This is a genomic window from Salinarimonas sp. (assembly GCF_040111675.1).
In the GTDB taxonomy this organism is placed as follows: domain Bacteria; phylum Pseudomonadota; class Alphaproteobacteria; order Rhizobiales; family Beijerinckiaceae; genus Salinarimonas.
In genome coordinates this window covers 5,303,167-5,314,683 of the sequence record NZ_CP157794.1, presented here as the reverse complement: position 1 = coordinate 5,314,683, position 11,517 = coordinate 5,303,167, and the positions used below count along the sequence as shown (strand labels likewise).

Annotated in this window: 9 protein-coding genes; 8 read left to right on the top strand and 1 reads right to left on the bottom strand. The window is 73.0% G+C overall.

Going from position 1 to position 11,517, the window contains the following annotated elements; translation table 11 throughout:
* Nucleotides 1–6 precede the first annotated feature (6 nt).
* The 7 genes from ABL310_RS24745 to ABL310_RS24715 all read left to right on the top strand — a co-directional run bounded on the left by ABL310_RS24745 (nucleotide 7) and on the right by ABL310_RS24715 (nucleotide 10,018).
* A complete protein-coding gene (locus ABL310_RS24745) occupies nucleotides 7–741 on the top strand; it encodes an RNA-binding protein (RefSeq protein ID WP_349369648.1) in 735 nt (244 codons plus the stop codon).
* Nucleotides 734–3,577, top strand: a complete 2,844-nt coding sequence (infB, locus tag ABL310_RS24740; RefSeq protein WP_349369647.1) for a translation initiation factor IF-2 — start codon at nucleotides 734–736, stop codon at nucleotides 3,575–3,577. Before ABL310_RS24745 ends, infB begins: the two co-directional genes overlap by 8 nt.
* Before the next feature lie 167 nt (nucleotides 3,578–3,744).
* On the top strand, nucleotides 3,745–4,164 hold the full coding sequence (gene rbfA / locus ABL310_RS24735; RefSeq protein ID WP_349369646.1) for a 30S ribosome-binding factor RbfA: 420 nt from the start codon (nucleotides 3,745–3,747) through the stop codon (nucleotides 4,162–4,164).
* Nucleotides 4,165–4,205: 41 nt separating this feature from the next.
* Nucleotides 4,206–5,225: a tRNA pseudouridine(55) synthase TruB gene (gene truB, locus ABL310_RS24730; RefSeq protein ID WP_349369645.1), complete on the top strand. Its 1,020-nt coding sequence runs from the start codon at nucleotides 4,206–4,208 to the stop codon at nucleotides 5,223–5,225.
* A gap of 144 nt (nucleotides 5,226–5,369) precedes the next feature.
* On the top strand, nucleotides 5,370–7,049 hold the full coding sequence (locus ABL310_RS24725) for a thiamine pyrophosphate-binding protein (RefSeq protein ID WP_349369644.1): 1,680 nt from the start codon (nucleotides 5,370–5,372) through the stop codon (nucleotides 7,047–7,049).
* A gap of 289 nt (nucleotides 7,050–7,338) precedes the next feature.
* Entirely contained in the window at nucleotides 7,339–8,694 is a 1,356-nt protein-coding gene (locus tag ABL310_RS24720; RefSeq protein WP_349368221.1) for an IS1182 family transposase, read from the top strand.
* 94 nt (nucleotides 8,695–8,788) lie between these two features.
* On the top strand, nucleotides 8,789–10,018 hold the full coding sequence (locus ABL310_RS24715; protein WP_349369643.1) for an FAD-binding oxidoreductase: 1,230 nt from the start codon (nucleotides 8,789–8,791) through the stop codon (nucleotides 10,016–10,018).
* 21 nt (nucleotides 10,019–10,039) lie between these two features.
* Here ABL310_RS24715 and ABL310_RS24710 read toward each other — a convergent pair whose 3' ends face one another.
* Nucleotides 10,040–10,669, bottom strand: coding sequence for an SH3 domain-containing protein (locus tag ABL310_RS24710; RefSeq protein ID WP_349369642.1), 630 nt, complete (start codon nucleotides 10,667–10,669; stop codon nucleotides 10,040–10,042).
* A 208-nt stretch (nucleotides 10,670–10,877) separates the two neighbouring features.
* Between ABL310_RS24710 and upp the strand changes: the two genes are divergently transcribed.
* Nucleotides 10,878–11,507, top strand: a complete 630-nt coding sequence (gene upp, locus ABL310_RS24705; protein ID WP_349369641.1) for a uracil phosphoribosyltransferase — start codon at nucleotides 10,878–10,880, stop codon at nucleotides 11,505–11,507.
* Nucleotides 11,508–11,517: the final 10 nt, after the last annotated feature.

Sequence of the window (11,517 nt, the reverse complement as noted above, 5' to 3'; positions counted from 1 at the left end):
GCGGGCGTGCCGCGCGACGAAGCTCAGGACCGCGCCGCCGCGAAGGCGGCGTCCCGCTGGCGCAACGCGCGCCGCGAGCCGCAGCGCACCTGCGTGGCGACCCGCGAGGTCCGCTCGCCCGACGAGCTGATCCGGTTCGTCGCCTCCCCCGACGGGGTGGTGACGCCGGACTTGAAACGCAAGCTGCCCGGCCGGGGCGTATGGGTATCGGCCAGGCGCGAGGCGGTGGAGGAGGCGGCGAGGCGCCGGCTCTTCGCCCGGGGCCTCAAGGCGCCGGTCACCGTCCCGGAGGATCTCGCCGCGGCGATCGACGTCGCTCTGGTCGAGGATCTCCGCCAGGGCCTCGCCCTCGCCAACAAGGCGGGGCGGGTCGTGACCGGTTTCGACACGGTGGTGAAGACCATCGTCTCGAAGCCGATCGCCGCCCTCGTTCACGCCGCGGAAGCGGCGGAGGACGGCAAGAGGAAGATCGCTCAGGCGCTGCGACGGCGCCTGGGCGACGCCGCGGAGCGGATTCCGGTCGTGACGGAGCTGTCCGGCCACGATTTGGATTTGGCTTTGGGGCGGTCTCATGTGATACATGCTGCCCTCGTCTCCGGCGCCGGAAGCCGCGTCTTCCTGGAGCGCTGGGGACGGCTAAGCGTGTATCGCGGATCCATCGCCATGGCGGCCGCGCCCCTCGACCCCGAGGAGGCCGACGCCGACGATACGAACCCGCAGGATTGTGAGCGGAATGTCTGATACGAAAACCCCGGGCGACAAGACGCTGCACGCGCCGCAGAAGACCCTGAGCCTGAAGCCCCGCGTCGAGCAGGGTACGGTGCGTCAGAGCTTCTCGCACGGGCGCACCAAGCAGGTCGTCGTCGAGCGCAAGCGCGGCACCCGCCCGCCGGCAGAGGCGAAGGAGGCGGCGCCCGCCACCGCGAAGCCCGCCGCGCCGCAGGCGCCGGCGCAGAAGGCGCCGCGCCCGGGAACGCCGACGCGTCCGGGCGGGCAGGTGCTGCGCACGCTCTCCGAGAGCGAGCGGGACGCCCGCGCCGCCGCCCTGCTCGACGCCCGCCGCCGCGAGGAGGACGAGCGCCGTCGGCAGGAAGACGAGCGCCGCCGCCAGGAGGCCGAGGCCAAGGCCCGCGCCGAGGCGGAAGCCGAGGCGCGCGCCGACGAGGAGCGCCGCCGCGAGGCGGAGGAGCGCGCCCGCCGCGAGGCCGAGGAGGCCGCCAAGGCCGCCGAGGCCGCGCCCGCCGCCGAGGCGCCGCAGGCCGCTCCCGCGGAGCCGAAGGCCGACGCGGCGCAACCTGCGGCCGCCGCCGAGCCCGCCGCCGCCGCCAAGCCCGCAGCCGCGAAGACGGCCGCCGCCAAGCCGGCGGCCGCGGAGCGTCCCACGCCGCGCGCCACCCCGCCGCGTCCGGGCCTGCCGCCGCGCACGATCGTGCCGCGCGCCGACGCCCGCAAGCCGGCGAGCCTCGACTTCATGGCGCGTCCCGCGCCGGAGCCCGAGCCCGAGGTCAAGCCGGAGCGCCCGGCCGCCAAGGCCGCGGAGCCGGCCGCCCGTCCCGCCGCGGCGCCCGCCGCCGGCGCGCCGGCGCGCGCCCGTCCCGCCGCCGAGGAGGAGGCGCCCCGCGGCCGCAAGGGCGCGCCCAAGGCGCCGCCCGCGCCGAAGGCGACGAAGGGCGGCGAGGATCGCCGCCGCGGCCGCCTGACGGTCACGAAGGCTCTCGCCGGCGACGAGGAGCGCACGCGCTCGGTCGCCTCCTTCAAGCGCCGCATGCAGCGCCTGCAGGGCAAGGGCCAGTCCGCCGACCGCGAGAAGATCGCGCGCGAGGTGATCATCCCCGAGACGATCACCATCCAGGAGCTCGCCAACCGCATGGCCGAGCGCGCGGTGGACGTGATCCGCCTGCTGATGCGGCAGGGCGAGATGCACAAGATCACCGACGTGATCGACGCCGATACGGCGCAGCTCGTCGCGGAGGAGATGGGCCACACCGTCAAGCGCGTGGCCGAGTCCGACGTCGAGGAGGGCCTCTTCGCCGAGGCCGACGCCGACGAGTCGCTGCGGGCGCGCCCGCCGGTCGTGACCATCATGGGCCACGTCGACCACGGCAAGACCTCGCTGCTCGATTCGATCCGCAAGACCAACGTGGTCGCGGGCGAGGCCGGCGGCATCACGCAGCACATCGGCGCCTACCAGGTGACGAGCCCGTCGGGCGGCCGGATCTCCTTCATCGACACGCCCGGCCACGCGGCGTTCACCGCCATGCGCGCCCGCGGCGCGAAGGTGACGGACATCGTGGTGCTGGTGGTCGCGGCCGACGACGGCGTCATGCCGCAGACGGTCGAGGCGATCTCCCACGCGAAGGCGGCCGGCGTGCCGATGATCGTGGCGATCAACAAGATCGACAAGCCGTCGGCCAACCCGCAGCGCGTCCGCACGGAGCTCCTGCAGCACGACGTCCAGGTCGAGTCCATGGGCGGCGACACGCTCGAGTTCGAGGTCTCCGCCGTCACCCGCGCGGGTCTCGACGAGCTGCTCGAGGGCCTCGCGCTCCAGGCCGAGATCCTCGATCTCAAGGCCAACCCGGACCGGGCGGCCGAGGGCACCGTCGTCGAGGCCAAGCTCGACCGCGGCCGCGGGCCGGTGGCGACCGTGCTCGTCCAGCGCGGCACGCTGAAGACCGGCGACATCGTGGTCGCCGGCTCGGAATGGGGCCGCGTGCGCGCGCTCGTCTCCGACATCGGCGCGCAGGTGAAGGAGGCCGGTCCGTCGGTTCCGGTCGAGGTGCTCGGCTTCAACGGCACGCCCGAGGCCGGCGATCGCGTCGCGGTCGTCGAGAACGAGGCGCGCGCCCGCGAGGTCACCGAGTACCGCGCCCGCCAGAAGCGCGAGCGCCTCGCCGCGCGCACCGGCGGCGCCACCCGCTCGCTCGCGGAGATGATGCGCGACCTCAAGGAAGGCGTCGGCCGCAAGGAGATGCCGCTCGTCGTCAAGGCGGACGTGCAGGGCTCGCTCGAGGCCATCGTCGGCGCGCTGGACAAGATCGGCAACGACGAGGTCGCGGCCCGCGTCATCCATGCCGGCGTCGGCGGCATCACCGAGTCGGACGTCACGCTCGCCGAGGCGTCCGGGGCCGTGGTGCTCGGCTTCAACGTGCGCGCGCACAAGGAGGCCCGCGAGGCCGCCGAGCGCGTCGGCGTCGAGGTGCGCTACTACAACATCATCTACGACCTGGTGGACGACATCAAAGCCGTCATGTCGGGCATGCTTCCCCCGCAGCTGCGCGAGGAGCGGCTGGGCGAGGCGGAGATCCTCGAGGTCTTCAACGTGTCCAAGGTCGGCAAGGTCGCGGGTTGCCGCGTCCAGGACGGCGTCGTGCAGCGCGGGGCGCATGTCCGCCTGATCCGCGACAACGTCGTCATCCACGAGGGCAAGCTCTCCCAGCTCAAGCGCTTCAAGGACGACGCGCGCGAGGTGGTGGCCGGCCAGGAATGCGGCATGGCCTTCGAGAACTACCAGGACATGCGCAAGGGCGACGTGATCGAGTGCTATCTCGTCCACGAGGTGCGCCGCACGCTCTGACGCGCGGCGCCCACCCGGGCCATCTCGTTTCCCGCGCGGCGCGGCGTCCGAACCCCCGCGCCGCGCGGGCCGTTTCATCCCCTCACGCGTGAGCCGCGCCCCGAGCCGGGCGCGGCGCACGCGTCGTATCGGCGGGCCCGCGCGGGCCCGCGAAGGAGGCGCCCGCCATGGCGAAGCGTTTCGCATCCGCCGGCCCCACACAGCGTCAGCAGCGCGTCGCGGAACTCGTCCGCCACGCGCTGTCGGACGTGCTCACCCGCGGCGACCTGCCCGACCCGGTGCTGACGAGCCACGTCGTCACCATCCCGGAGGTGCGCATGTCGCCGGACCTCAAGCTCGCCACCGCCTACGTCATGCCGCTCGGCGGCCAGGACGAGGCGGCGGTGCTGGGCGCGCTGGACCGCTCCAAGAAGCTCCTGCGCGGCGAGGTCGCCCGGCGGGTCAACCTGAAATTCGCGCCGGACCTGCGCTTCCGCCGCGACGAGAGCTTCGACGAGGCGGCCCGCATCGACGCGCTGCTGCGCTCCGAGCGGGTGCGGCGCGACGTCGAGGCCGCGCCCGAGGCGGGCGACGAAGACGACGCCTGACGCGTCAGGCGCTTTCCGGATTGGACGAGATGGGTTCCACGATGAGCGACGAGACCAACACGGCCCCCGCCGGCGAGAACGCCCCGCGCCCGGGCGAGGCGCCGACGCGAGGCTCCCGCGGCAAGCGCGGCCCGCGCCCGGACCGGCCCAAGCGCCGGGACGTCAACGGCTGGGTGGTGCTCGACAAGGCGGTCGGCACGACCTCGACCCAGGCGGTCGCCATGGTCAAGCGTGCGCTCAACGCCAAGAAGGCGGGCCATGCCGGCACGCTCGACCCGCTGGCCTCGGGCCTGCTGCCCATCGCGCTCGGCGAGGCGACGAAGACCGTTCCCTTCGTCATGGACGGTCGCAAGGCCTACCTGTTCACCGTCACCTGGGGCGTCGAGACCGACACGGACGACGCCGAGGGCCAGGCCGTCGGCCGCTCCGACGCGCGCCCGAGCCCGGCGGAGATCGAGGCCATCCTGCCGGACTTCATCGGCGAGATCATGCAGATCCCGCCCAAGTTCTCGGCCATCAAGATCGCCGGCGAGCGCGCCTACGACCTCGCCCGCGACGGCGAGGCGGTGGAGCTCGTGGCCCGCCCGGTGGAGATCGACCGCCTGTCCCTCGTGGCGCATACCGGCGACACCTCGGTGTTCGAGGCCGAATGCGGCCGCGGCACCTATGTCCGCGCGCTCGCCCGGGATTTCGGCCGGCGGCTCGGCTGCCTCGGCCACGTCTCCTCCCTGCGCCGCACCCGCGTCGGGCCCTTCACCGAGGAGGACACCGTGGAGGCGGAGGACCTCGAGGCCTTCCGCGCCGCCACCGAGGCCGGCGAGGCGCCGTCCCTCGAGGATCTCGTCCTCCCCGTGCAGACGGCGCTGGGCGAGCTCGATCAGGTCCCCGTCTCCCGCGACGCGGCGGCGCGGCTGATGCGCGGCCAGTCGGTGATCCTGCGCGGCCGCGACGCGCCGGTCGAAGGTCCCGCCTACGCCACTTTCGGCGGCGTGCTGGTCTCCACCGGCACGATCGAGCGCGGCGAGTTCGTGCCGCACCGGGTGTTCAACCTGCGCTCCTGACGCGTGGAATCGAGGCGCGGGTTCGAAGCAGAAGCCGGCGTCGCCGCACGCGCAGGAGCACCGGGCCCCATGCCCGATCCGCACCGCGCCTGTTTCCCTCCCGGGTCCGCCCCGCCATACTGCGGGCAGCTTCGGAGCCGTCCCATGACCACACCTTCGCGCACCGGCGGGCAGATCCTCGTCGACCAGCTTCTCGTCCACGGCGCCCGGCACGTGTTCTGCGTGCCCGGCGAGAGCTACCTCGCCGCGCTCGACGCGATGCACGATGCGCAGGTCGCGATCACCGTCTGCCGCCAGGAGGGCGGGGCGGCCATGGCGGCGGAGGCGCAAGGCAAGCTCACGGGCCGGCCGGGGATCTGCTTCGTCACCCGCGGGCCCGGCGCGACCAACGCCTCGCCGGGGCTCCACATCGCGCGGCAGGATTCGACGCCGATGATCCTCTTCGTCGGCCAGGTGGCCCGCGACATGAAGGAGCGCGAGGCCTTCCAGGAGCTCGACTACCGCGCCGTGTTCGGCACGATCGCCAAATGGGCGACCGAGATCGACGATCCCGCCCGCATCCCGGAGATCGTCTCGCGCGCCTTCCACGTCGCGACGTCCGGCCGCCCCGGCCCCGTCGTGATCGCGCTGCCCGAGGACATGCTGACACAAGAGGCCGCCGTCGCCGACGCGCCGGCCTACGCCCCCGTCGAGACGCATCCCGGCCTCGCGCAGATGGCGGAGCTGCAAAAGCTGCTCTGGGCGGCGAAGCGCCCGATCGCGCTCCTGGGCGGCGCGCGCTGGAGCGAGGCGGCGGTGGCGCGCTTCACCCGCTTCGCCGAGCGCTTCGACCTGCCGGTCGCCTGCACCTTCCGCCGGCAGATGCTGTTTTCCCACGACCATTCCTGCTACGCCGGCGATCTCGGGCTCGGCGTCAACCCGAAGCTTCTCGCCCGCATCCGCGAGGCCGATCTCGTGCTGGCCGTCGGCGGGCGACTCTCGGAGATCGCGAGCCAATCCTACGCGCTCTTCGGCATTCCCGACCCGGGCGTCGAGCTCGTCCACGTCCATCCGGACGCGGAGGAGCTCGGCCGCGTCTACCGGCCGCGTCTGGCGATCAACGCCGCGCCGACCGCCTTCACCGCGGCGCTCGAAGGCGTCCAGCCGCCCGCCACGATCCCCTGGGCCGGCGCGGCGGAGGAGGCCCACGCGGCCTATCTCGCGTGGTCCGACCCGCGGACGATCACGCATCCGGGCGACCTGCAGATGGGCGCGGTCATGGCCCACCTCGCCGAGGTCCTGCCGGAGGACGCGATCCTCTGCAACGGCGCGGGCAACTACGCCACCTGGATCCACCGCTTCCACAGGTTCACCCGCTACGGCACGCAGCTCGCGCCGACCTCCGGCTCGATGGGCTACGGCACGCCCGCGGCCGTCGGCGCCAAGCGCCTCCATCCGGAGCGCACCGTCGTCGCCTTCGCCGGGGACGGCTGCTTCCTGATGAACGGGCAGGAATTCGCCACCGCGGTGCAGTACGATCTGCCCATCGTCGTCATCGTGGTCGACAACCGCATGTACGGCACGATCCGCATGCATCAGGAGCGCGAATATCCCGGCCGCGTCACCGCCACCGCGCTGAAGAACCCGGATTTCGCCGCCTATGCCCGCGCCTTCGGCGGCCACGGCGAGATGGTGACGCGCACGGAAGAGTTCGCGCCCGCCTTCGAGCGGGCCGTCGCCTCGGGCAAGCCGGCGATCCTGCACCTGCTGATCGACCCCGAGACGATCACGCCGACGGCGACGCTCGCGGGCCTGCGCGAGGCCGCGCTGCAGAAGGGGAGCTGAGAGGTCGTGCGATGCTCTCGCCACGCGAGGAACCGTCATCCCGGGCCGCGAAGCGGACCCGGGACCCATCACCTCGACCGTTGCTCGAGCGCGCTTGCCGCGCTCGTCGCGCCACGTTCGATGCTATCGTGTCGCGCGACGCGGCCCGAGGGCCGCGAAACAGGCGTCGGCGCGTCTAGGTCCCGGGTCGCCGTTCGGCGCCCGGGATGACAGCCCGAAGCTCCCGTCCCTAGGAGGCTGTCCGAGTAATTTTCTGGACGTGGGAATCCGGTCGTGATTCTCTTGTTTCATGAGCACGAGCAAGACGTTTCGCCCCTGGGATGTCGAGCAGAGCTGGCTTCTGCCGCCGTCCATTCACGACTTCGTCCCGCCTGGGCACGCGGCGCACTTCGTGCGCGAGACGGTGCGTGAGGGGCTGGATCTGCGGGATATCCTGAGCGCCTACATCGAGCTGCGAGGCTATCCGCCGTATCATCCGGCGATGATGGTGGCGCTTCTGCTGTACGGCTACAGCCGCGGGGTCTACTCCTCGCGCCAGCTGGCGCGAGCCTGCGAGGAGCGGGTCGACTTCATGGCGGTGACGGGCCTGCAGCGGCCGGACTTCCGCACGATCGCGGACTTCCGCAAGCGCCATCTCAAGGCGCTGGGGCGCCTGTTCGAGCAGGTGCTGCGCCTGTGCCGGGCGGCGGGACTGGTGCAGCTCGGGCACGTCGCTCTGGACGGCACGAAGATCAAGGCGAACGCCTCGCGGCACAAGGCGATGAGCTATGGCCGCATGAAGAGCGCGGAGCCGGCGCTGGCCGATGCGGTGGCGGGCTGGCTCGACCGGGCCGAGACGGCGGACCGCGAGGAGGATGCCGCGCACGGCGAGCGGCGCGGGGACGAGATGCCGGACTGGGCGGCGGACAAGCTGCGCCGGCTGGAGCGGATCCGGGCGGCCAAGGCCGCGCTGGAGGCCGAGGCGGCGGCGCCGGCGGGCGGCGAGGACGAGGACGGCCCCGGTCCCTCCAGCGGCATGCAGGATCGCGGGCGGCCCAAGCGCGCGCCCGACGGCGGCCCGCCGGACAAGGCGCAGCGCAACTTCACCGACCCCGACAGCCGCATCCAGCCGACCCGCGACGGCTTCATCCAGGGCTACAACGCCCAGATCGCCGTCGACGCCGCCCACCAGGTGATCGTCGCCCACCGCCTCCAGAGCAATCCGGGCGACGTCGACGCCCTCGTCCCCCTGGTGGACGCCGTGCGCCGCAATCTCGGAGCCAAGCCCCGCGAGATCTCGGCGGACGCCGGCTTCTGCTCGGAGGCGAACCTCGGCGCCCTGAAGGCGCGCCGCATCCGCGCCTACGTCGCCGTCGGCCGCGCCAAGCACGCCACCGGGGTCCCGGCGACCGAGCGGCGCCTCTCGAAATCACCCCTGACCCGGGCCATGGCCGAGACGCTCGCCCGCGCCGGGCGGCGCAGCCGCTACAGGCTGCGCAAGCAGGTCGTCGAGCCCGTCTTCGGGCAGATCAAGCAGGATCGCGGGATGCGCCAGCTCCTCTTGCGCGGCCTCGGCGCCGTCAGGGCCGAATGGGCGCTCGTCTGCACCGCTCACAACATCGCGAAGCTCGTCGCCGCTCACAACCGACCGAGGCCGGCCGGATGAGACGGGGCGAACGCGTCCCGCGAACGAAACGCACTCGCGTCGCAGAACGAATTAGCTGGACAGCCTCCTAGCCGACCAACCGGACCGCACGCCCGTGACCCTTCCCGCCAGCGCCGACGTGGTCATCGTCGGAGGAGCCGCCATGGGCTCCTCCCTCGCCTATCACCTGCTCGCCCATCCCGGCTTCTCCGGCCGGGTCGTCGTGGTCGAGAAGGATCCGACCTATGCCCGCTCCGCCTCGGCGCTCTCCGCGGCGTCGATCCGCCAGCAATTCTCGCAGCCGGTGAACGTGCGCATCTCGCTCCACGGCATCCGCTTCCTGCGGGCGCTGGAGGAGCACCTGGGCGTTCCGGGAGAGAGCTGCGATATCGGCCTGAGGGAGGGCAGCTACCTCTATCTCGCCACCGAAGCCGGCGCGGACGTGCTGCGTGCGAACCACGCCGTCCAGGTCGCGGAGGGCGCGGACGTGGCGCTGCTCGATCCCGCCGCCCTCGTCGCGCGCTTTCCCTGGCTGAACCCGGGGGACGATGTCGTCCTCGGCTCGCTCGGCCTCTCGGGCGAGGGCTGGTTCGACGGCTGGGGCCTGCTCCAGGCCTTCCGGCGCAAGGCGAAGGCGCTCGGCGCGCTCTATGTCGCGGGCGAGGTCGCCGGCGTCGTGCGCGAGGGCTCGCATATCACGCACGCGGTCCTCGCCGACGGCGCGCGCATCGCCTGCGGGACGCTGGTCGACTGCGCCGGCGCGGGCGCGCGCACCCTCGCGGCGAAGGCGGGGGTGGACCTGCCGGTCTTCGCGCGGCGGCGCTACGTCTTCACCTTCGCCTGCCGCGGCGACGTGCCGAACTGCCCCTTGATGATCGACACGACCGGCGTCTACGTGCGCCCCGAAGGCGAGACGGCGGACGGACGGCGCTTCATCTGCGGCGTCTCGCCGGGCGCGGCGGAGGACGAGGGCCTCGCCTGGCGCGACGACGACCCGGCGACGCAGGCGGTGGACTGGTCCTATTTCGAGGAGCGGATCTGGCCGGCGCTCGCCGCGCGCGTGCCCGCCTTCGAGGCGATCCGGCCGGGCGCGGCCTGGGCCGGGCCCTACGACATGTGCGCGCTCGACCACAACGCGCTCATCGGCCCCGCCGCGCCGCACGGTCCGGAGAACTTCCTCCTCTGCAACGGCTTTTCCGGCCACGGCCTGCAGCAGAGCCCCGCCGTCGGGCGCGGGCTCGCCGAGCTGATCGTCGAGGGCCGCTATGCGACCCTCGACCTGTCCGATCTCGCCTTCGCCCGCATCGCGGAGGGGCGGCGCGTGGTGGAGCGCAACGTCATCTGACGCCGCGCTCCCGGATGCCCGTCACCGGCACTCCACGTCGACGACGATGTCGCGGCGGTTCACCGTCACGGTCAGGCGGTCCTCACGATAGTCCTGCGTGTAGAACCGCCCCGGCTCCTCGACCCGCAGCCGGCGCGCGCCGGAGGCGTCGAGGGCGGCCTGGAGGCGGCGCTCGGTCGCCCGCTCGCCGATCAGCCAGCGCGCCGGCCGCTCGCGGCAGATCCCCCGCGTCGGATAGTCCGGGCGCGGATCGACGTCCGGGAAGGGGAACGGGAAGGGGAACGGAAAGGGCGTTCCCGGATAGACCGGCGCAGGCGCGGGTGCGGGATAGACCGGCCCCGGGCGTCCGCCCTGGCGCAGGTAGCGGCTCGACGCCCAGCCGACGCGGCCGCGATAGGAGACCTCGCACCAGCGCGGCACGCACCGGCCCACGTCGACGAGGCTGCCGCGCGGCATCGCCAGGATGACGCGATATTGCGTGCCGGGGCCGGTACGCAGGTTGAGATCGGCCGTCGTGCGCGCCGGCGCGGCGGCGGCGAGGTCGGTCGCGGCGATCAGGAGCGCGACCGCGCCGACCAGGGCGGCGAGCAGCGCGCGCCCGCAGGCCGCGTATGTGGCGGCCTGGGTGGCGGCATGGGTTCCTTGCGCCATGGCTGTCCATCCTTTCCTCGAGCGGACGGTGCGGGCCGAACGCCGGGACCGCCCGGACGGTTCGCCTCGTGCACGAGAGCCGTCCTTAAGCCCGTCCGCCTGAGCGGGAGATGAACGGGTGGACGGCGACGCCGCGCGCCGTTCCCATCCCCTCGCGCTTCGGCTAGGAGAGAGCGTCAGCAACGGCCGTCAGGAAGGGATCCGGATCATGCAGGGCGTCACCGTCGTCGATCACCCGCTCGTCCAGCACAAGCTCACCCTGATGCGCGCCAAGGAACGCTCGACGAAGGGCTTCCGGCAGCTGCTCAACGAGATCGGCATGCTGCTCTGCTACGAGGTCACGCGCGACCTGCCGCTGGAATACGTCACGGTCGAGACGCCGCTCGCGCCGATGCAGGCGCCGCAGATCGCCGGGAAGAAGCTCGTCTTCGCGCCGATCCTGCGCGCCGGCGTCGGCTTCCTCGACGGAATGCTCGATCTCGTGCCCTCCGCCCGCGTGGCCCATATCGGCCTCTACCGCGATCCCGAGACGCTGCAGGCGGTCGAATATTACTTCAAGGCCCCGTCCGACCTCGCCGACCGGCTGGTGATGGTGCTCGACCCGATGCTGGCGACGGCGAACTCGGCGGTGGCGGCGATCGAGCGGCTGAAGCAGCGCGGCGCCCGCGACCTGCGCTTCGTCTGCCTGCTCGCGGCCCCCGAGGGCGTCGCCCGCATGCAGGAGGCGCATCCCGACGTGCGCATCTGGACGGCGGCGATCGACGAGCGCCTGAACGACCACGGCTACATCGTGCCGGGGCTCGGCGACGCCGGCGACCGCATGTTCGGGACGCGCTGAACGTGTCGCC

Bases quoted from the DNA above. Each gene is read 5' to 3' on its own strand.
- ABL310_RS24725 (WP_349369644.1), top strand. From the start codon at position 5,370: ATGACCACACCTTCGCGCACCGGCGGGCAGATCCTCGTCGACCAGCTT.
- ABL310_RS24710 (WP_349369642.1), bottom strand. From the start codon at position 10,669: ATGGCGCAAGGAACCCATGCCGCCACCCAGGCCGCCACATACGCGGCC.
- truB (WP_349369645.1), top strand. From the start codon at position 4,206: ATGAGCGACGAGACCAACACGGCCCCCGCCGGCGAGAACGCCCCGCGC.
- rbfA (WP_349369646.1), top strand. From the start codon at position 3,745: ATGGCGAAGCGTTTCGCATCCGCCGGCCCCACACAGCGTCAGCAGCGC.
- ABL310_RS24720 (WP_349368221.1), top strand. From the start codon at position 7,339: ATGAGCACGAGCAAGACGTTTCGCCCCTGGGATGTCGAGCAGAGCTGG.
- infB (WP_349369647.1), top strand. From the start codon at position 734: ATGTCTGATACGAAAACCCCGGGCGACAAGACGCTGCACGCGCCGCAG.
- upp (WP_349369641.1), top strand. From the start codon at position 10,878: ATGCAGGGCGTCACCGTCGTCGATCACCCGCTCGTCCAGCACAAGCTC.